Annotated in this window: 16 protein-coding genes, 1 tRNA gene and 2 pseudogenes; 12 read left to right on the top strand and 7 right to left on the bottom strand. The window is 71.2% G+C overall.

Going from position 1 to position 19,549, the window contains the following annotated elements:
- Nucleotides 1–15 precede the first annotated feature (15 nt).
- Nucleotides 16–714 (top strand): UdgX family uracil-DNA binding protein, encoded by a 699-nt coding sequence (locus C6361_RS15540; RefSeq protein WP_107268163.1) that lies wholly within the window; start codon nucleotides 16–18, stop codon nucleotides 712–714.
- A gap of 85 nt (nucleotides 715–799) precedes the next feature.
- Here the strand turns inward: C6361_RS15540 and C6361_RS15535 are convergent, their stop codons facing one another.
- A complete protein-coding gene (locus C6361_RS15535) occupies nucleotides 800–2,221 on the bottom strand; it encodes an Nramp family divalent metal transporter (protein ID WP_107268162.1) in 1,422 nt (473 codons plus the stop codon).
- A 103-nt stretch (nucleotides 2,222–2,324) separates the two neighbouring features.
- The gene (locus tag C6361_RS15530) at nucleotides 2,325–3,194 is read right to left on the bottom strand and encodes a shikimate dehydrogenase (RefSeq protein WP_107268161.1); all 870 of its coding nucleotides are present in this window, start codon (nucleotides 3,192–3,194) and stop codon (nucleotides 2,325–2,327) included.
- 148 nt (nucleotides 3,195–3,342) lie between these two features.
- Here C6361_RS15530 and C6361_RS15525 point away from each other — a divergent pair, with 148 nt between their 5' ends.
- The 11 genes and pseudogenes from C6361_RS15525 to rny all read left to right on the top strand — a co-directional run bounded on the left by C6361_RS15525 (nucleotide 3,343) and on the right by rny (nucleotide 15,221).
- Nucleotides 3,343–4,053: a TetR/AcrR family transcriptional regulator gene (locus C6361_RS15525; RefSeq protein WP_234359512.1), complete on the top strand. Its 711-nt coding sequence runs from the start codon at nucleotides 3,343–3,345 to the stop codon at nucleotides 4,051–4,053.
- Between the two features lie 54 nt (nucleotides 4,054–4,107).
- A complete protein-coding gene (locus C6361_RS15520) occupies nucleotides 4,108–6,006 on the top strand; it encodes a bifunctional sugar phosphate isomerase/epimerase/4-hydroxyphenylpyruvate dioxygenase family protein (protein WP_107268160.1) in 1,899 nt (632 codons plus the stop codon).
- Nucleotides 6,007–6,056: 50 nt separating this feature from the next.
- Nucleotides 6,057–7,199, top strand: a complete 1,143-nt coding sequence (locus C6361_RS15515) for an acyl-CoA dehydrogenase family protein (protein WP_107268159.1) — start codon at nucleotides 6,057–6,059, stop codon at nucleotides 7,197–7,199.
- A gap of 170 nt (nucleotides 7,200–7,369) precedes the next feature.
- The gene (locus C6361_RS15510) at nucleotides 7,370–8,692 is read left to right on the top strand and encodes an MFS transporter (RefSeq protein ID WP_107268158.1); all 1,323 of its coding nucleotides are present in this window, start codon (nucleotides 7,370–7,372) and stop codon (nucleotides 8,690–8,692) included.
- A gap of 39 nt (nucleotides 8,693–8,731) precedes the next feature.
- Nucleotides 8,732–8,932, top strand: a complete 201-nt coding sequence (locus tag C6361_RS15505) for a DUF3046 domain-containing protein (protein ID WP_107258591.1) — start codon at nucleotides 8,732–8,734, stop codon at nucleotides 8,930–8,932.
- Between the two features lie 216 nt (nucleotides 8,933–9,148).
- Nucleotides 9,149–10,000, top strand: a pseudogene (gene recA / locus C6361_RS39010) (recombinase RecA); the annotation flags it as partial.
- Between the two features lie 60 nt (nucleotides 10,001–10,060).
- Nucleotides 10,061–10,615, top strand: a pseudogene (locus C6361_RS39005) (LAGLIDADG endonuclease); the annotation flags it as partial.
- Nucleotides 10,616–10,786: 171 nt separating this feature from the next.
- On the top strand, nucleotides 10,787–11,290 hold the full coding sequence (locus tag C6361_RS39000; protein ID WP_369931429.1) for a hypothetical protein: 504 nt from the start codon (nucleotides 10,787–10,789) through the stop codon (nucleotides 11,288–11,290).
- A gap of 23 nt (nucleotides 11,291–11,313) precedes the next feature.
- On the top strand, nucleotides 11,314–12,054 hold the full coding sequence (locus C6361_RS15495) for a regulatory protein RecX (protein ID WP_107258592.1): 741 nt from the start codon (nucleotides 11,314–11,316) through the stop codon (nucleotides 12,052–12,054).
- Between the two features lie 32 nt (nucleotides 12,055–12,086).
- Nucleotides 12,087–12,791: a 3-keto-5-aminohexanoate cleavage protein gene (locus C6361_RS15490; protein ID WP_107268157.1), complete on the top strand. Its 705-nt coding sequence runs from the start codon at nucleotides 12,087–12,089 to the stop codon at nucleotides 12,789–12,791.
- A 654-nt stretch (nucleotides 12,792–13,445) separates the two neighbouring features.
- Nucleotides 13,446–15,221, top strand: coding sequence for a ribonuclease Y (gene rny / locus C6361_RS15485; RefSeq protein ID WP_107258594.1), 1,776 nt, complete (start codon nucleotides 13,446–13,448; stop codon nucleotides 15,219–15,221).
- A 66-nt stretch (nucleotides 15,222–15,287) separates the two neighbouring features.
- Here rny and C6361_RS15480 read toward each other — a convergent pair whose 3' ends face one another.
- From C6361_RS15480 to C6361_RS15460, 5 genes are all read right to left on the bottom strand, one after another.
- Nucleotides 15,288–16,157, bottom strand: a complete 870-nt coding sequence (locus C6361_RS15480) for an amino acid ABC transporter permease (protein WP_107263952.1) — start codon at nucleotides 16,155–16,157, stop codon at nucleotides 15,288–15,290.
- Nucleotides 16,154–16,810 carry an amino acid ABC transporter permease gene (locus C6361_RS15475; RefSeq protein WP_107258595.1) on the bottom strand — a complete coding sequence of 219 codons (657 nt, stop codon included), beginning with the start codon at nucleotides 16,808–16,810 and terminating at the stop codon, nucleotides 16,154–16,156. The genes C6361_RS15480 and C6361_RS15475 overlap by 4 nt, the downstream gene beginning before the upstream one ends.
- Before the next feature lie 86 nt (nucleotides 16,811–16,896).
- Complete coding sequence (locus C6361_RS15470; protein WP_107268156.1) at nucleotides 16,897–17,832, bottom strand: glutamate ABC transporter substrate-binding protein; 936 nt, start codon at nucleotides 17,830–17,832, stop codon at nucleotides 16,897–16,899.
- 59 nt (nucleotides 17,833–17,891) lie between these two features.
- Nucleotides 17,892–18,644 carry an amino acid ABC transporter ATP-binding protein gene (locus tag C6361_RS15465; protein WP_107258597.1) on the bottom strand — a complete coding sequence of 251 codons (753 nt, stop codon included), beginning with the start codon at nucleotides 18,642–18,644 and terminating at the stop codon, nucleotides 17,892–17,894.
- 332 nt (nucleotides 18,645–18,976) lie between these two features.
- Nucleotides 18,977–19,072 (bottom strand) — tRNA-Sec (locus C6361_RS15460).
- Nucleotides 19,073–19,549 lie beyond the last annotated feature (477 nt).

Here is a 19,549-nt window from a genome sequence, read left to right as displayed (position 1 = left end):
GGTAGAACATGCGCTATGCCTGAGACGGAGACCGCGCCCGGAGCGCAGGAGTTCATCCCGCCCGACGCCGGCAGCCTGGCCGAGCTGCGCGACGCGGCCGGCGGCTGCCGGGGCTGCGAGCTGTACCGGGACGCCACCCAGACGGTCTTCGGCCGGGGTGACGAGCAGGCCCGGGTGGTCTTCGTCGGCGAGCAGCCCGGCGACATGGAGGACCAGAAGGGACTGCCGTTCGTCGGGCCGGCCGGGCACCTGCTGCGGCGGGCGGTGGACGAGGCCGGCATCGACCCGGCGCAGCTCTACATCACCAACGCGGTCAAGCACTTCCGCTTCGAGATGCGCGGCAAGCGCCGGCTGCACAAGACGCCGGACCGGGTGCACATCGTCGCCTGCCGGCCCTGGCTGGTCGCCGAGTTCGCCCGGCTGCACCCCGAGGTGGTGGTCGTGCTCGGCGCGACGGCGGCCAAGGCGCTGCTCGGCCCCTCGTTCCGGGTCACCCAGTCCCGGGGCGTACTCCTGCCCTGGCCGGAGTCGGCGCAGCGGCCGCAGGACTTCGCCAAGGTACCGGTCGGGCCGACCGGCGAGCGGGAGACGGTCGCGCCGACCCGGCTGGTCGCCACCATCCACCCCTCGGCGGTGCTCCGCGCCGACGACCGGGACGCCGCCTACGCCGGCCTGGTCGACGACCTGAAGGTGGTGGCCGGGGCGCTCGGCTGAGCCCCGGCGACCTGGCCCAGCACCTGGACGCTGCGCACGTGACCGGTGATGCCGACCCGGCGAGGGCCGGCAGCACCGGGCCGCGTCAGAGCCGCTGGAGTTGGGTGACCACCATCGCGACGGCGAAGAAGCCGTAGAAGCCGATCGCCGCCAGCATGCCGCCGAGCCGCCAGCCGCGCAGGCGGATGGCCGTCGGCAGGTCCCGGATGTTGAGCCGGACCAGCAGGATCGAGTAGAGCAGGGTGACCACCGAGGCCGCGCAGGTGGAGATGATCAGCAGGCCGAGCGGTTGGCTGAAGCCGGCGAGCAGGATGATCGAGCCGAGGACGATCTCGGCCCAGACCACCGCGAGATAGAGCCGGGCCTCGGTCCACCGGGTCGAGGCGGTGAGGTAGTTGCGCCGAAGGAAGTCGCTGGCCACCCGGCCGATCACGTCCAGCAGCCCCATCGCGGCGGCCCAGAGCGACACCACGGCGATCGCGAAGAAGAGCGGCTTGAGCCAGGCGCCGACCTCGGACGCCAGTACGTCCCCCTCGATCCGCAGGAACGACGGGTCGTTCGTCAGATCCTCCCGGCCGAAGAGGGTCTGGTAGGCGAGCAGGCACATGATCGTGATGGTCACGAAGCAGACCAGCGCGAAGGTGAAGAAGTGCTCGATGTTGGCCCGCTTCCACCAGGTCGCCCAGCGGGCCAGGCTCCCCTCGTCCTGCGGGAAGGCGTACCGGTCCGAGCCGGCGGCCTCCTCCTGGCCGGTGATCGGCGAGATGAGCCGGGGTACGTGCGCGCCCATCCCGTACCGCTTGTCGCGGATCCAGTTGCTCAGCACCAGGTTGTGCACGCCACCGGCCCCGGCGGCGCCGATCGCGCTGAGCAGCATGGTGAAGGTGATCCCGGCCGGGATCTGCCCGAAGCCGACGACCGTCTCCTTCGCGCCCTCGCCCCAGGTACTCAGGGAGATCACGAAGACCACCACCACGGCCAGGAAGAAGAGCGTGAGGGCGACCTTGACCATCTCGACCCGCTCGACGGTCCGGTAGACCACCTTGGAGACCGAGAGCAGTACGCCGATGGCGACGAGCACGCCGACGGTGATCCAGACCGCGTCTCCGCCGCCGACCAGATAGGTGAAGACGGCGGAGCCGCTGGTGGCCCAGCCGGGCCAGACGTACTGGAAGGCTCCGGCGAGGCAGATGAGGATGCCCCAGCCCTTCCACCAGCGGGAGAACCCGGCGACGACGGTCTGGCCGCTGGCCAGGGTGTACCGCTCGATCTCCATGTTGATGACGAACTGGACGGCGAGGGTGGCGATGGCCAGCCAGAGCAGGCCGAGCCCGCCGAGTGCGGTGAGGTACGGCCAGAGGATGAGTTCCCCGGCGGCCATCCCGATGCCGACCGCCACCACGCCGGGGCCGACCATCCGGCGCAGGGGCATCGGTTCGGGCAGCTCGCGGGTGACCGGGTCGTCGGGGGGTACGGCGCTGTCGGGGGTGGTCGCCTGTCGGCTCATCGGATACTCCGGGGGTGGTGTGGGGTGTGGGGGGTGTGGACCGTCCCGGTCGGACGGCCGGTGGTGCGGAGGCGCCGCGCGGGGGTGACCGCGCGGCACCGGTTCAGGCGGCGTGCCGGGCTCGCCCGGCGAGCAGCCTGTCGAGGTGTCGCAGCATCCGGCCGGTGTCCGGCGTCCGACCGGTGAACAGTTGAAACGCGGCGGCGGCCTGGAAGACGCACATCCCGGTGCCACCCACCGCCCGCAGGCCGGCCGCCCGGGCGGCGGCGAGCAGTTCGGTCTGCACCGGCATGTAGATGACGTCCAGCACCCACAGGCCGGGGTGCAGCAGCTCGACCGGCAGCGGTACCCCCGGATGCGTCCGCATGCCGACCGGGCTGGTGTTGACCAGCCCGTCGGCGGCGCCGACGGCGGCCGGCAGCTCCGCCGGGTCGGCCACCGCGATCCGCTCGGTGTCGAACCGCATGCTCAGGGTCTCCGCGAGCAGACCGCGCCGGTCCGGGTCGGGGTCGACCACGGTGAGCTGCCCGACCCCGGCCGCCAGCTGGGCGTACGCGCAGGCGGCGCCGGCACCGCCGGCCCCGAGCTGCACGACCCGGCCGGTGGCGGCACCGGGCAGTCCGAGCCGGAACGACTCGGTGAACCCGTAGGCGTCGGTGTTGTAGCCGATCCGCCGTCCGTCCCGGAAGACGACCGTGTTGACCGCGCCGATGTCGTCGGCCGGTGGGGCGAGCCGGTCGAGCAGCTCGATCACCTGTTGCTTGAACGGATGGGTGATGTTCAGCCCGGCGAACCCGGCCGCCTCGGCGTCGTCCAGCAGCCGGCGCAGCTCGGCCGGGGTCTCCGGCCGGTCGACGTCGAGCAGCGAGTACGACAGGTCGAGGCCGTGGTGCCGGCCCTCGGTCTCGTGCAGTGCCGGCGACAGCGACGCGTCGATGCCCGCTCCGACCAACCCGTAGCGGCAGGTCCGCATGGTGCTCCCGTCCTGTTCCGGCGCGGTCCGGACCGGCAGGTGCCGTCGGCCGGGACCGGCGTCAGCTAATGTACGAACTGGTACGTTAGTTATCCGCCTCGGCGTCGGGCCTGTCAAGGGCACACCGGGGGCACGGCACACTGGTCCGATGACGGACATCCGGAGGGACGAGGCGATGACTCTGCGGGCGGCACCGGCCGCCGAGGCGGGGCCCGACCGGGGCGCGACCCCGGCCGCCGAGCGGCGGCGCGACGCGGAACGCACTCGGACCGACATCATCGACGTCGCCACCGACGAGTTCGCCAACCGGGGCTACAGCGGCGCCCGGGTCGACGAGATCGCCGCCCGCACCCGCACCACCAAACGAATGATCTACTACTACTTCGGCGGCAAGGAGCAGCTCTATCTCGCCGTCCTGGAGCGCGCGTACGGCGAGATCCGGGCCGCCGAGCGGAGCGTCGACGTCGACCACCTGGAGCCGGTGGCCGCGATCCGGCGCCTCGCCGAGGTCACCTTCGACCACCACGAGGCGCATCCGGCCTTCATCAAGCTGGTCGGGGTGGAGAACGCCCAGCAGGCCGAGCACATGACCCACGTCGCCCGGCTGGTCGACCTGAACAGCTCCGCGGTCGACCTGCTGCGCGGCGTACTGGAGCGCGGGCAGCGGGCCGGGACGTTCCGCTCCGACGTGGACGCTCTCGACGTACACATGATGATCAGCGCCTTCTGTTTCTTCCGGGTCGCCAACCGGCACACCTTCGCCGCGCTGTTCGACCGGGACCTGCTCGCCGCCACCAGCCGCCAGCACTACCGGACCATGCTCGCCGAGATGGTCACCGGCTACCTCCGCCGCCGCTGACCACCGCGCCCCGGAGCGTCGCCGCCGACCGCACACCCCCGGGAGAGGTACGCCATGACCAGCAGCCGCAGTTCCGCCCCGACTCCGCCGGCCGGCACCGGCCCGGGCCGTACCCTGCGCCGGGCCGTCGCGACGGTCTGCCTCTCCGGCACCCTCGAAGACAAGATCGCCGCCGCCGCGGCGGCCGGCTTCGACGGCATCGAACTCTTCGAGAACGACCTGGTGGTCTCGGCGTGGTCGCCGGCCGAGGTACGCGCCCGCTGCGCCGACCTGGGGCTCACCATCGAGCTGTACCAGCCGTTCCGGGACTTCGAGGCGGTGCCGGCCGACCTGCTGCGGGCCAATCTGACCCGGGCCGAGCACAAGTTCGACGTGATGACCGACCTCGGTGCCGACACCCTGCTGGTCTGCTCGTCGGTGGCGCCGGCGGCGGTCGACGACGACGGGCTGGCCGCCGAGCAACTCCGGCTGCTGGCCGACCGGGCCGCCGCCCGGGGGATCCGGATCGCCTACGAGGCCCTGGCCTGGGGGCGGCACGTCTCCACCTGGGACCACGCCTGGCGGATCGTCGACCGGGCAGACCATCCGGCGCTCGGCCTCTGCCTGGACTCGTTCCACGTGCTGTCCCGGGAGGTCGACCCGGCCGGCATCGCCGGGATCACCCCGGGCAAGATCTTCTTCCTGCAACTGGCCGACGCGCCGCAGCTGCGGATGGACGTGTTGCAGTGGAGCCGGCACCACCGGCTCTTCCCCGGACAGGGCGCGTTCGACCTGGCGGGCTTCGTCCGGCTCGTGCTCTCCGCCGGGTACGCCGGACCGCTCTCCCTGGAGGTCTTCAACGACGTCTTCCGGCAGTCCGACCCTGCCCGTACCGCCGTCGACGCGATGCGCTCCCTGGTCTACCTGGAGGACGGCCTGCACCCGACCGGGCGGTCGAACCGGCAGCCACGCCGACTACCGGTGGCACCCGGGCTGACCGGGCACGCCTTCACCGAGTTCGCCGTCGACGGCCGGTCCGGCCCGCTCCTTCAGGACGTGCTCCGGGGGCTCGGCTTCACGCACACCGGGCAGCACCGTTCCAAGCCGGTCCAGCTCTGGGAACAGGGCGGCTGCCGGGTGGTGCTGAACAGCGCGGTGACCCGCCCACAGGCGTCCGGCACCGCCGCGATCAGCGCGTTCGCGCTGACCACCACGGATCCGCACCGCGGCGTCGACCGGGCCGCGGCGCTGCACGCGCCGGTACTGCCCCGGCGCCGTGGCCCGGCCGAGGCCGAGTTGGCGGCGATCGCCGCCCCGGACGGTACCTCGGTCTTCCTCGCCGAACCCGACGACGGCTGGCGGGCCGACTTCCTGCCGACCGGAAACGAGGTCGCCGAGGGCGTCGGACTCGTCGCCACCGACCACCTCGGGCTGACCCAGCCCTTCGACCACTTCGACGAGGCGGGCCTCTTCTACCGCTCGGTGCTCGGGCTCGCCCGGCTCGGTACCGAGGAGTACGCCGCACCGTTCGGGCTGATGCGCTCCCGGGGTTTCACCGACCCGGGGCGCGCGGTCCGGCTCGCCCTCACCGTCGCCGTGCTCCGGCGCGGTGACTGGGCGCCGTCCGTGGCCGATCCGCAGCACGTCGCCTTCGGCACCGACGACATCTTCGGTACCGCCGCCGCGCTCGACCGGCTCGGCGCCGCCACACTGCGAATCTCCGACAACTACTACGCCGACCTGGTCGCCCGGTTCGGTCTCGACGAGGAGACCGCGCAACGGCTCCGCCGGTACGGCATCCTCTACGACCGCGACCCGCACGGCGGCGAGCTGCTGCACCTCTACACCCCGGTCTACGGTGGCCGGATCTTCTTCGAGGTGTTGCAACGCCGGGCCGGTTACGACGGCTTCGGCGACGCCAACGCGCCGGTACGGATGGCGGCACACCGGCACCAGCGACTCGCCGAGGTCTGAGCGCTGGCCGGGGATGTGCCCGTCCGGGTCGCCGGGGCAGACTGGCCGGCATGGAACAGCACCTCTACGAGCCCGTGCACGACGAGTTCCGCCAGCTCTGCCGGGCGTTCCTGGCCCGCGAGGCGGTGCCGCACCACGACCGGTGGGAGGCGGACGGCATCGTCGACCGGGAGGTCTGGCGCCGGGCCGGTGCGGCCGGGCTGCTCGGAACGGACGTCCCCGAGGAGTACGGCGGCGGCGGACAGCGGGACTTCCGGTTCAACGCCGTACTCGTCGAGGAGATCGTCGCCAGCGGCTGTTCCGGGCTCGGGTTCGGGCTGCACAACGACGTGGTCGCGCAGTACCTGAGCGAGCTGGCCAGCGACGAGCAGCGGGCGCGCTGGCTGCCCGGCTTCTGCGCGGGCGAGATCGTCACCGCGATCGCGATGAGCGAGCCGGGCGCCGGTTCCGACCTGGCCGGGATCCGCACCACCGCCACCCGGGACGGCGACGACTACGTCCTGACCGGACAGAAGACGTTCATCACCAACGGCGAGCTGGCCGACCTGGTCGTGGTGGTGGCGAAGACCGCGCCGGAGCGGGGCGCGCACGGCGTGAGCCTGCTGGTGGTCGAGCGCGGCACCCCCGGCTTCACCCGGGGACGCCGGCTGGCCAAGGTCGGGCTGAAGGCCAACGACACCGCCGAACTCTTCTTCGACGAGTGCCGGGTGCCGGCGGCGAACCTGCTCGGTACGGAGAACAGCGGCTTCTACCACCTGATGGCGAACCTGCCCCGGGAACGGCTCGGCATCGCGGTCGCCGCGGTCGCCGCCGCCGAGCGGCTGCTCGCGGTCACCCTGGAGCACGCCCGGTCCCGCCAGGCGTTCGGCCGGCCGATCGGCGCGTTCCAGCACAACCGCTTCCTCCTCGCCGAGCTGGACACCGAGGTCACGATCGCCCGTACCTTCCTCGACCACTGTGTCGCCGAGTTCAACGCGGGCCGGCTCTCCGCGGTGGACGCGGCGAAGGTCAAGTGGTGGACCACCGAGTTGCAGAACCGGGTCGCCGACCGCTGCGTCCAACTGCACGGCGGCTACGGCTACATGCTGGAGTACCCGGTCGCCCGGGCCTGGCTGGACGGTCGGGTGCAGACCATCTACGGCGGCACCACCGAGATCATGAAGGAGATCATCGGCCGCGACCTGGGGCTCTGACCGGCCGGCGGCTCGCGGCTACGCCGGCGGCGAATCGGGGTTGAACCGGGCCGGGAGGCGTGCTTCGATCCGCGGGTAAGGATGGCCCCGGCCCACCGCTCCTTGCGGTGCCCGACGCGGGCCGCCCCGCCGGAGGCGGCGGGTCCGAAACGGGGACGGGAGCGGCTGACATGACGGCGGAACTCACCACCGGAGTCGGGGGCCGCCCCGCCGGGGCGGCGCCGGTCGGCGTCGCCCGGGTCCAGCGGCGCACGTTGCTGCTGCTCTGCCTCACCCAGATCATCGGCGGCACCGGAATGACCATCGGGATGACCGTCGGCGTGCTGCTCGCGGCGCGGCTCGGCGGCACCGCGATCTCCGGCCTGGTGCAGAGCGCCTCGGTGGTCGGCGGGGCGCTGCTCGCCGTACCGGTCAGCCGGATCATGCGTACCGGTGGCCGGCGGCCGGGGCTGATCACCGCGTACCTGGTCGGCGCGGTGGGCGGTGTCCTGATCATCGTGGCGGCGGTCACGGACTGGGTACCGCTGCTCTTCGTCGGCGCGCTCCTCTTCGGTGGCGGGACGACCGCCGGGCTCCAGGCCCGGTACGCCGCCGTCGACCTGGCCGATCCGGCCCGCCGGGGCCGACACCTGTCGATCGCCGTCTGGGCCACCACCATCGGCGCGGTGGCCGCCCCGAACCTCGCCGCGCCGGCCGACCGGGCGCTGGCCTGGACCGGGGTACCCGTGCTGGCCGGCCCCTTCGTCTTCAGCGTGTTCGCCTTCGCGCTGGCTGCCGGCGTACTCCTGGTGTTCCTCCGGCCCGACCCGCTGCTGACCGCCCGCCGGCTCGCGGCCGCCGACGCCCCGCCGGTGGCCGCCACCCCCGGCACCCGGCCCGGCCGGGACGACGGCCTGCGCGGCGCCCTCCGGGTGGTCCGCGAGCTGCCGGCGGCCCGGCTCGGCATCTCCGCCGTCGCGATGGGGCACCTGGTGATGGTCGGGGTGATGGTGATGACCCCGGTACGCCTCGGCGAGTGGCACTCCGACGCCCACCTGCTCCGGGTGGTCGGCATCGTGCTCAGCCTGCACATCGCCGGGATGTTCGCGCTCTCCCCGCTGGTCGGCTGGCTCACCGACCGGCTCGGCCGGCGTGCGGTGATCCTCGGCGGACTCGGCGTGCTCCTCGCCGCCTGCGCGGTCGCCGGGACCGCCGGGCACGACACGGTCCGGATCTCGATCGGGCTCACCCTGCTCGGGCTCGGCTGGTCCGGCACGATGGTGGCCGGCTCGACCCTGCTGTCGGAGTCGGTGCCGGCGTCGGTGCGCCCGGCGGTGCAGGGGCTCTCCGACCTGACCATGGGGCTGGCCGGGGCGCTGGCCGGGGCGCTGAGCGGGTTTGTCATCCAGGTTGCCGGCTATCCGGTGCTCAACCTACTGGCCGCGGTCGCCGTGGTGCCGCTGCTGGCGCTAGCGTTGCGGACGGCGTCGCCGGGGGTGCGGGGCGGTGCCTGAGGACCGGGCGGGTGTCCGTCGGGGAAGGGGATTGGTTCGGTGCGGCTGACAGACTTCTGGGCGCGGTTGGAGCAGACGTTCGGTCCGGCGTACGCCGGCAGCATCGCCGCCGACCAGGTGTTGCCGCAGCTGGGCGGCCGGACCATCCGGCAGGCGCTGGAGGCCGGCGAGGAGACCGTGGTGGTGTGGCGGGCGGTCTGCGCGGCGTACCCGGACCGGGTGCCGGCTCGGCTACGCTGACCATCGATCGACACGCGTCTCAAAGTGATCGATTAGGCACTTATAGTAGTTTGGCGTGTCGTGTGCCGAGTCGTACACCTGTTCGGCTATTGTCCACAGCGGGGCGCCCATCCACAGGTCGCGGCCAGCCGGCTGTTTTCTGTCGGACCGAGCGCCTAGCGTGTGCGCGTGACGAAAAGCTCAGCGAAGATGCCGGCGAAGGCAGGGGTGGCGACGATGGCGGCAGGACCTGACCGGGAGAAGGCACTCGACCTTGCTCTCGCTCAGATCGACAAGCAGTTCGGCAAGGGCTCGGTGATGCGGCTGGGGGAGCGGCCGGTCATCCAGACCGCCGTGATTCCGACCAGTTCCATCGCGCTCGACGTGGCGCTCGGCGTGGGGGGTCTGCCGCGCGGCCGGGTCGTCGAGATCTACGGCCCGGAGAGCAGCGGTAAGACGACCGTCGCGCTGCACGCGGTGGCCAACGCACAGAAGGCCGGCGGCATCGCCGCGTTCATCGACGCGGAGCACGCCCTCGACCCGGAATACGCGAAGGCGCTGGGCGTGGACACCGACGCGATGCTGGTCTCCCAGCCGGACACCGGTGAGCAGGCGCTGGAGATCGCCGACATGCTGATCCGGTCCGGCGCGCTCGACATCATCGTGATCGACTCGGTCGCCGCGCTGGTGCCGCGTGCCGAGATCGAGGGCGAGATGGGCGACAGCCACGTCGGCCTCCAGGCCCGGCTGATGAGCCAGGCGCTGCGGAAGATCACCGGTGTGCTGAGTCACACCGGCACCACGGCGATCTTCATCAACCAGCTCCGCGAAAAGATCGGTGTGATGTTCGGCTGCATGTCGTACTCGACGAGGGTCACCCTCGCGGACGGCACGCAGGAGAAGATCGGCAAGATCGTCAACCAGCGGATGGACGTCGAGGTGCTCTCGTACGACCCGGAGACCGACCGGGTCGAGCCCAAGCGGATCGTCAACTGGTTCAACAACGGTCCGGCCGAGGAGTTCCTCCAGTTCACGGTCGCCAAGTCCGGCGGCAACGGGCGCGCGCAGTTCGCCGCCACCGCCAACCACCTTGTCCGGACCCCGGGCGGCTGGCGCGAGGCTGGCGAGTTGATCGCCGGTGACCGGGTGATGCTGGCCGAGCAACGCCGGCTCAGCGAGCAGCAGTGGCAGGTGGTGCTCGGCTCGCTGATGGGTGACGGCAACCTCTCGCCCAACCGGCGTGACCGGTCCGGGGTGCGGTTCCGGCTCGGCCACGGTGCCGAGCAGGCCGGCTACCTCGACTGGAAGGTGTCGCTGCTCGGAAACATCCCGAACTCGCGCCGGACCGACGCCCGAGGGGCAGTCTTCGCGGACTTCACGCCGCTGCCCGAGCTGGACGAGTTGCGTCGGGCGGTCTACCTCGGCGACGGGAAGAAGCATCTGAGCTGGGACTACCTCAAGGCGCTGACGCCGCTGGCACTCGCGGTGTGGTACATGGACGACGGTGGCTTCACGCTGCGCTCCAAGGGGCTCCAGCAGCGGACCGAGGGCGGCTCGGGACGGATCGAGATCTGCGTCGAGGCGATGGCCGAGGGCACGCGCGAACGCCTGGTCGAGCACCTGCGGGACGCGTACGAGTTGGACGTGAAGTTGGTGAGCCGGGGTGCGCGACAGATGTCGTTCATCCAGTTCACCACCGCGGCCTCGGCGAGGTTCCAGGAGATCGTCGCGCCGTATGTGCCCGTGGCGATGGAGTCCAAGCTGCTTCCGCGCTTCCACGGCCGGTGTGTCGTCCAGCCGGAGTTCGTGCCGGCGGAGATGACGCCGGTGCCGGCGCGGATCATCGACGTGCGGGTCAAGCCGAAGACCCGCTCGATGAACCGGTTCGACATCGAGGTCGAGGGTAACCACAACTACTTCGTCGATGGTGTGATGGTGCACAACAGCCCCGAGACGACCACCGGTGGCCGGGCGCTGAAGTTCTACGCCTCGGTCCGGCTCGACGTGCGCCGGATCGAGAGCCTCAAGGACGGCACCGACGTGGTCGGCAACCGGACCCGGGTCAAGGTGGTGAAGAACAAGGTCGCGGCCCCGTTCAAGCAGGCCGAGTTCGACATCATGTACGGCAAGGGCATCTCCCGGGAGGGCTCGCTGATCGACGTCGGCGTGGAGCAGTCGATCATCCGCAAGTCCGGCGCCTGGTACACCTACGACGGTGACCAGCTCGGCCAGGGCAAGGAGAAGGCCCGCGAGTTCCTCCGGGAGAACCCGGACGTGGCGGCCGAGATCGAGAAGAAGATCCTCGAGAAGCTCGGCGTCGGGATGGCCGCCGGGACGGACGCGGCCGGCGGGCCGGAGCTTCCGCCGGTGGACTTCTGACGGTCGACCGGGTCCACATCGACGTGGCAGGACGACGTGGTGCCCGTACGGGCCGGGGGTGGGATGCCGCCCCGTCGGCCCGTACGGGCGGCAGTGGCACCGGCCGTGCGCGCCGGGGCCGGTCAGGTGGCCCGGCCAGCCCGTCCGGGCGGTGGCCCGCAGGGGCGGGAGGACCGGGTGACGCGGATCCGGACGGGTCGCCGACGCCGAGTGCTCCGCGTGACGAGGCGGAGCAGGCCCGGGAGATCTGCCTGCGTCAGCTCGCCGTGCGTCCGCGCACCCGGGCCGAGCTGGCCACCGCACTCGCCCGGCGGGGCATCTCCGAAGAGGTGGCCGCCGAGGTGCTCGACCGCTACGACGAGGTCGGCATCATCGACGACGCCGCGTTCGCCCGGGCCTGGGTGAGCAGCCGCCACCAGGGCCGGGGACTGGCCCGGCGCGCCCTCGCCAACGAGCTGCGCCAGCGGGGCGTGGACGCCGACATCGCGACCGAGGCGCTCGGCGAGCTGGACGAGACGACCGAGGCCGAGACGGCCCGGCAACTGGTCGACCGGAAACTGCGTACCGCCACCGGCTCTCCCGAGGCGGTCTTCCGGCGGCTGGTCGGGATGCTGGCCCGCAAGGGCTACCCGCCCGGGGTGGCGATCCGGGCGGTCCGGGACGCGCTGGCCGAGCGGGACGCCGAGGCGGCCGAGTTCGCCGACCAGATCGACGCGGACGCGCTGGCCGAAGCCGGTGCCGAACCCGATCGCGACGCCCTCTAGGGGCGCCTGAGCTGGACTGCGGAGCCGTCAACGTGCTGAAGGCATGTCTCAACGGCGGGGTACGCCGCGACGAGCATCCCGCCGTGCCGGTCGACCCCGCCGAGTTGGCCGCCGACGCGGCCCGGTGCCGGCTCGCCGGTGCCGTGGCGGTGCACGTCCACCCCAGGGACCGGGACGGGCGGGAGTCGCTGGCCGCGCCCGACATCGCGGCGGCGGTCACCGCGATCCGCCGAGCCTGTCCCGGCCTGCCGGTCGGGGTCAGCACCGGTGCCTGGATCCAGCCCGACCCGGCCGCCCGGCTGGCGGCGGTACGCGGCTGGACGGTGCTGCCGGACTTCGCCTCGGTCAACGCGCACGAGCCGGGTGCCGAGCTGGTGGCCGGGGCGCTGCACGAGCGCGGTGTCGGGGTCGAGGCCGGCCTCTGGACGGTCGAGGCGGTGGCGGCGTACCAGCGGTGGCGGGTGCCCTGCGTACGGGTGCTGGTCGAGTGCATGCGGCCGGAGCCGGCCGAGGCGCTGGCCGACGCCGCCGCGATGCTCGCCGCGCTCCCGGCCGACGGCCCACCGATACTGCTGCACGGCGAAGGGCCGGCGAGCTGGGCGGTACTCGTCGAGGCGGTCCGGCGCGGGCTCGGCACCCGGATCGGGCTGGAGGACATCCGGACGCTGCCGGACGGCTCGCCCGCGCCCGGCAATCCCGAGTTGGTGGCGGCGGCGGTGACGCTGGGCGCGGGCTGAGTCGCCGAGGGCCCTCCGGGGCGTCGGGCGGGTGCCCGTGCTCCGAGCTGGGAGCGCTTCCGGTCCGATATCCGGACCGGTGTCGTCGTGGCCGCAGGTCGAGTCGGATTCCGGACTCGCCCCCTTATGCCCGCCCTGAAATCAGCTTCCCGTGAGCGTGCCGTCGCCCTACGTCAGTCACCTGGCCGGATCATGAGTTTCTTGACCGAATGCCCCATCGCGACCTAGCCTCGCCTTAGACGAGTTTTCCCGACCATCGCAGGCTAAGCGCACAACATAGATCGCGTAACAGTACGGCATCACTTCAGGCCAGTTCATCGGCCAGATTATTCGGTTACCGGACGGGCCGGTCGGGTGACCGCGCAGCACCAGCACCCGGTCGTCGGCGGTGTCCCCGGGGGGCACTGCCCGGTGGCCGTACCCTCGGCCAGCCGCCTCGGTCGGGCGTCGTGACAGCCGTAGGGCACGCCCCACCCACGGGCGTGGTCCCTCCGGCGCTTGACGGCACAGGGGAGGCGGCCATGACCGAGCGGGCCAGCATCGGTAGCGGGTTCAGTCACGCCGGGGCTCCGGCATGACCGAGCGACGCGAGCGAATCAGCCAGTTCAGTGCGGATGTGCCGCACGCCGGCACCCGGCGTAGCGGAGTGCCGGCATGAGCGGCCTGGAATGGGTGCTGCTGGCCGCCATCGTCGGGCTGGCCGCGCTGGTGCTCGTCGCGATCAGCCTGGGCACCCGGGCGCTGCGCCGGATCGGGACCGTGGCCGCCACGCCGCCACCGGACGATCCGGCCTTCGTCGCCGAGAAGGACCGGCAGGAACAGTCGCTGGCGGCGCTGCGTACCGCCGCCGACGAGGCGTCGTCGAGCGTCGACACGGCAAAGTCGGCCGCCGCCGCGGCCCGGGCCGACGCCGCCGCCGCGAAGGCCGAGGCGAGCGCCGCCCGCGCCGAGGCGCAGCGGGTGCTGGACGCCGCCCGGGCCGAGGCCGACACGGTACTGGACCGGGCGCACCGGCAGGCCGAGGCGGACGCCGAGCAGGTACGCGCGGCGGCCCGGCGCAGCGGCGAGCGGGAGATCTCGCTGCTCGCCTCCACCACCCGGGAGCAGGCGGCCGAGGTGGAACGTCGGGCCCAGCGGATGGACGAGCGGGAGCGGCTGCACACCGAGGAGGTGGAGCGGCTCGCCGAGCGGGAGCGTCAGCTCAGCGCCGCGACCGCCGAGTTGGCGGCCCGGAAGGCGGCGCTGGTGGCCCGGGAGACCGCACTGGCCGAGGCGGAGGAGCGGCAGAAGCGGGAGCTGGAGCGGATCGCCGGGTTGACCGCCGACGCGGCCCGGGCCGAGCTGGTGGAGGCGATCGAGGGCCAGGCGAAGCGGGAGGCGGCGATCCTGGTCCGGGACATCGAGGCCGACGCCCGGAACACCGCCGAGCAGCGGGCCCGGCACATCGTGGTCGACGCGATCCAGCGGGTGGCCAGCGAGCAGACCGCGGAGAGCGTGGTCAGCGTGCTGCACCTGCCCGGTGACGAGATGAAGGGCCGGATCATCGGCCGCGAGGGGCGCAACATCCGGGCCTTCGAGTCGGTCACCGGAGTCAACCTGATCATCGACGACACCCCGGAAGCGGTCCTGCTCTCCTGCTTCGACCCGGTACGCCGGGAGATCGGCCGGCTCACCCTGGAGAAGCTGGTACTCGACGGCCGGATCCACCCGCACCGCATCGAGGAGGTCTTCGAGACCGCCAAGCACGAGGTGGAGCGGCTCTGCCAACGGGCCGCCGAGGACGCCCTGGTCGAGGTCGGGATCACCGAGATCCATCCGGAGATGGTCAGCCTGCTCGGCCGGCTGCGCTACCGGACGTCGTACGGGCAGAACGTGCTCAAGCACCTGGTCGAGACCGCGCACATCGCCGGGATCATGGCCGCCGAGCTGCGGCTCGACGTGCCGCTGATCAAGCGGTCCGCGTTCCTGCACGACATCGGCAAGGCGCTCACCCACGAGGTGGAGGGGAGCCACGCGCTGATCGGCGCCGACCTGGCCCGCAAGTACGGCGAGGCCGAGGAGGTCGTACACGCGATCGAGGCGCATCACAACGAGGTGCAGCCGCAGACGATCGAGGCGGTACTCACCCAGGCCTCCGACGCCTGCTCCGGCGGTCGGCCGGGCGCCCGCCGGGAGAGCCTGGAGGCGTACGTCAAGCGGCTGGAGCGGATCGAGGAGATCGCCGCCGGCAAGTCGGGCGTGGAGAAGGTCTTCGCGATGCAGGCGGGCCGGGAGATCCGGGTGATGGTCAAGCCGGACGACGTCGACGAGATCGGCGCGGCGGTGCTGGCCCGGGACGTGGCGAAGCAGATCGAGGAGGAGCTGACCTATCCGGGGCAGATCCGGGTGACCGTGGTACGCGAGTCCCGGGTCACCGAGATCGCCCGCTGACCGGCGCGCACCTGCCGCCGGAACCTCGCCCCGGAAAGTTCCGCTGAGCGATCCGAGGTGGCTGCCTCAGAGGGTGCTGGCGGCGCCGCCCGCCTCCTTGGTCTGCATCACCGGTGCGGCCGTCTTCGGCATCCGCATCATCCGCTTCTGCAACCACCAGGCCAGCAGCGAGAGCAGCCCGCAGATGGAGATGTAGATGGCGGCGACGATCAGGTACGTCGGCACGTACGGCAGCCCGAACGACAGCCGGCCGCCGATCGTCTTGCCGACGTAGAGCAGCTCCGGGTAGGTGATGATGAACCCGAGCGCGGTGTCCTTGAGCAGCACCACGAGCTGGCTGACGATCGCCGGCAGCATCGAGCGCACCGCCTGGGGCAGCAGGATCAGCCGGAGCACCTGGTTCTTGCGCAGGCCGATCGCGTACCCGCCCTCGGACTGGCCCCGGGGTACGGCGTTGAGGCCGGCCCGGAAGATCTCGGCCAGTACCGAGCCGTTGTAGAGGGTCAGCCCGATGACCAGCGCCCAGATCTTGTCGATCGGCCAGCCGTACTGCAACGGCACGTAGTAGCCGAAGAAGATCAGGATCAGCAGCGGGATGGCCCGGAAGAGTTCGACGACGAAGGTGGCCGGCGCGCGCAGGATCCACCGGTCGCTGAGCCGGGCGCTGGCGAAGACGGCGCCGAAGAGCATGGCGAGTACGGCGGCGATGCCGGCCGCCTTCAGGGTGGCCCAGAGCCCGTTGAGCAGCTCGACCTGCACCGCCTCGAACCTGAACTGCTCCCACTTGCGTGCCTCGAACTGGCCGGTCTCCCAGAGCCGGTAGCCCACGAAGGCGAGCAGAGCGACGATCCCGGCGATGGTGAGGATCCCGATCAGACCGTTGCGGCGGCGTGCCTTCGGCCCCGGAAGGTCGTAGAGAACCGTCGCCTGACTCACCGTGCCACCGTCCACTTGCGCTCGAGGAACCGCTGTAGGAAGACCAGCGGAAGAATGAGGATGAGGAAGCCGATCGTGATCCAGAGCAGCACGGCGAACTGCGGCTCACCCCGCTCGGCCATGTACGCCGGGATGGCACCGGCCTCCAGTACGGAGAAGCCGGCGGCGATCGTGGTGTTCTTGAGCATCGCGATCATGACGCTCATCATCGGCGGCACCATCGAGCGGAGCGCCTGCGGCAGGACGATCAACCCGAGTACCTGGTCGAAGGTCATGCCCAGGGCGCGGGCCGCCTCGGCCTGCCCGGCCGCCACGGTGTTCACGCCGGAGCGGACCACCTCGCAGACGAATGCCGAGGTGTAGAGCGTGAGCGCGATGCAGGCGGCCGGAAAGTAGTCGATGTTGACGTCGAGCTTCGGCACCGCGAAGACGAGGAAGGCGAAGACCAGGGTCAGCGGGGTGTTGCGCAGCACGTTGACGTACGCCGCCCCGAACGCGCGCAGCGCGGGAACCGGGGAGACCCGCATCGCACCGAGCAGGGTGCCGAGGACGAGGGTGAAGACGGCGGAGATCAGGAAGAGTTTGACGGTGTTGGTGAACCCGTCGACGAACAGGTCCTGGTTGTCCGCCAGTACGCGGAAGAACTCGCCCATGCCTCGCTCTCAGTCGTCGCCAGGCCGGGCGGGGAGCGGACTCCCCGCCCGGCGTCGTTAGCAGATCAGATCGCCGTCAGCGGCTGTCAGTACCGTTCCAGCGTCGGCGGGGTCGCCGAGGAGCCGGACTTGCCCAGCGTGCCGTCGTAGATCTTCTGCCAGGTGCCGTCGGTGAAGGCCGCCTGGATCTGGTCGTTGACGTAGTCCCGCAGCGCCTTGTCGTCCTTGGGCAGGCCGATGCCGTACTTCTCGGTGCTGAACGGCTCGCCGACGACCTTGAGCTCGCCGGCCGCCTGCGCCGCGTAGCCCTTCAGGATGGCGTCGTCGGTGGTGAGCGCGTCCACCTTGCCGTCGAGCAGCTGCGACACGCACTCGGAGTACGTCTTGAACTCGACGATGTTCTCCGGCTCGGTCAGGCCCTCGTCCCGGACCTTCTGGATCGGCGTCGAACCGGTCGCGGAGCAGACCTTCTTGCCCTTGAGGGTGTCCTTGCCGGTGATCGCCGTCTCGTCCTTGCGGACCAGCAGGGCCTGTCCGGCGACGTAGTACGGCCCGGCGAAGGAGATGTCGTTCTTCCGCTTGTCCGTGATCGAGTAGGTGCCGACGTAGTAGTCGACCTCACCACCCTTGATCGCGGTCTCCCGGTTCGCCGACGGGATCTCCTTGTATTCGATCTTCGTCGGGTCGATCCCGAGCTTGCTCGCGACGTACTGGGCGATCTCGATGTCGAAGCCGCACCGGGTGCCCTGGGCGTCCTTGTAGCCGAGGAAGGGCTGGTCGAACTTGACGCCGACGCTGACCTTGCCGGCCGCCTTGATCTTGTCGTAGGTCGGGCTGCCGGTGATGGCGACGTTGGAGGCCGGGGTGAAGGTCGTGCCGGACGTCTGGCAGGTGTCGCCGCCCGGGGCGTCGGAGCCGTTGCCGGCTCCGCTCGGCGTCGGCGCACCCTCTTCGCCGCAGGCCGCGGCCGACAGGGCGAGCGCCGCCATAGCGGTCAGCGCCGCCATGCGTGCGATACGCATTATCTTTCTCCTCCTCTTGGTGGAGCGGCGCCCGCAGCGACGCTCCACATACTGGACAACTAGTGGGTCAGGATCTTCGACAGGAAGTCCTTGGCCCGCTCGCTGCGCGGGTTGCCGAAGAACTCGTCCGGCGGCGCGTCCTCGACGAGCTGGCCGTCGGCCATGAAGATGACCCGCTTGGCGGCGTGCCGGGCGAAGCCCATCTCGTGGGTGACCACCACCATCGTCATGCCCTCGCTGGCCAGCGAGGTCATCACGTCCAGCACCTCGCCGACCATTTCCGGGTCCAGCGCGCTGGTGGGCTCGTCGAAGAGCATCGCCTTCGGCTGCATCGCCAGGGCCCTGGCGATGGCGGCCCGTTGCTGCTGCCCGCCGGAGAGCTGAGCAGGGTACTTCTCCGCCTGGCTCGCGATGCCGACCCGCTCCAGCAACTGCATGGCACGCTCCCGGGCGACGGTCGGCTTCTCCTTGCGGACCTTTATGGGGCCGAGGGTCACGTTGTCCAGAATGCTTTTGTGGGCGAAGAGATTGAACGACTGGAAGACCATGCCGACCTCGCTGCGCAGCCGGGCCAGTGCCCGGCCCTCGGCCGGTAGCGGTCGACCGTCGAAGGTGATCGTCCCGGAGTTGATCGGCTCCAACCGGTTGATCGCCCGACACAGCGTCGACTTTCCGGAGCCGGACGGACCGATGACCACGACGACCTCGCCCCGCTCTACGGAGAGGTTGACGTCCTGCAACACGTGCAACGGGCCGAACCACTTGTTGACCCCGTCAAGCCTGATGAGCGGCTGGTCGGTCGTACCGGTCACGTCGTCTCCTCGCTGCGCTCGTCGGCGCCATGACCCGGGTGACTGAGCTGGCTGACGCGCTCGCTCCGCTCGGTCATGTCCCCCTACCTGTCTCGTCCACGATCTGTCGCACCGGATTCCGCTGAATCGGTGACGCAACTCTAGGGGACCTGACGTGCTGGAATGCAATCGAGTTCATCACGGGGCGATAACACCGCCGACGACGTGCGTCACATACCGTAAAGAAGGAATGACGTTGGGTAGCTGGCGACAGTTGCCCGCTTCCGGACCCGGCACGGAGGGGCATCGGAAACCGGGCAACGGGGTCGTCGCGGGAAAGTCGCGGAAATTGCTGGCGGAGGCGTACGGGAATCGAACCCGCCCGACCGAGCTACTCGGTCGCACCGGTTTTGAAGACCGGGAGGACCACCAGGCGCCTGCCCGCCTCCTCAGCCAGCGGCATCCTTCCGCCCCTGATCGTAGGGTGTGCGCCATTCGGGCGGTTCACCGGGACGGCCGGTCGCCGACGCCGGTCGAGGGTGGTCCAGAAAAGATCGCCGACCAGGCACCGGCTGCGAAGGCGCCGGGCGGCGGCTGACTCGGCGGGGTCCGTGCCGGTCGCCCGGCCGGTGAACACCTCGATCAGTGGAAAGGTATTCGCGGTCGTCGCACCCGGCGGCGCCTGCGGTCGGGTCACCGGCGGCAGCCCGAAGTGTCCGGTGCCCGACCGGGCCGAGCCGAACAGAACACGCTGGGTGAGCATCCCCGGCGCGCTGCGCCGGAGCAGTGGCTTCCTCCGACTACAATAGGTAGTCAACGGCCGTCTATTTCGGCGGATATGGTCACAGACCGGTAACTTAGCCGCTCTCGACCGGGTGTGCCCGGCACCATCGTGGGTGAGGCCGTCACACCCAGGCACCGGGGTG

Source organism: Plantactinospora sp. BC1 (genome assembly GCF_003030345.1).
Lineage (GTDB): Bacteria > Actinomycetota > Actinomycetes > Mycobacteriales > Micromonosporaceae > Plantactinospora.
The sequence above is the reverse complement of the archived record's forward strand: the minus strand, read 5'-3'. Positions and strand labels throughout refer to the sequence as shown.

Excerpts from the sequence above, each read along its gene's own strand:
- C6361_RS15540 (WP_107268163.1), top strand. The coding sequence starts at position 16 with ATGCCTGAGACGGAGACCGCGCCCGGAGCGCAGGAGTTCATCCCGCCC.
- C6361_RS15535 (WP_107268162.1), bottom strand. The coding sequence starts at position 2,221 with ATGAGCCGACAGGCGACCACCCCCGACAGCGCCGTACCCCCCGACGAC.
- C6361_RS15530 (WP_107268161.1), bottom strand. The coding sequence starts at position 3,194 with ATGCGGACCTGCCGCTACGGGTTGGTCGGAGCGGGCATCGACGCGTCG.
- C6361_RS15525 (WP_234359512.1), top strand. The coding sequence starts at position 3,343 with ATGACGGACATCCGGAGGGACGAGGCGATGACTCTGCGGGCGGCACCG.
- C6361_RS15520 (WP_107268160.1), top strand. The coding sequence starts at position 4,108 with ATGACCAGCAGCCGCAGTTCCGCCCCGACTCCGCCGGCCGGCACCGGC.
- C6361_RS15515 (WP_107268159.1), top strand. The coding sequence starts at position 6,057 with ATGGAACAGCACCTCTACGAGCCCGTGCACGACGAGTTCCGCCAGCTC.
- C6361_RS15510 (WP_107268158.1), top strand. The coding sequence starts at position 7,370 with ATGACGGCGGAACTCACCACCGGAGTCGGGGGCCGCCCCGCCGGGGCG.
- C6361_RS39000 (WP_369931429.1), top strand. The coding sequence starts at position 10,787 with ATGAACCGGTTCGACATCGAGGTCGAGGGTAACCACAACTACTTCGTC.
- rny (WP_107258594.1), top strand. The coding sequence starts at position 13,446 with ATGAGCGGCCTGGAATGGGTGCTGCTGGCCGCCATCGTCGGGCTGGCC.
- C6361_RS15475 (WP_107258595.1), bottom strand. The coding sequence starts at position 16,810 with ATGGGCGAGTTCTTCCGCGTACTGGCGGACAACCAGGACCTGTTCGTC.
- C6361_RS15470 (WP_107268156.1), bottom strand. The coding sequence starts at position 17,832 with ATGCGTATCGCACGCATGGCGGCGCTGACCGCTATGGCGGCGCTCGCC.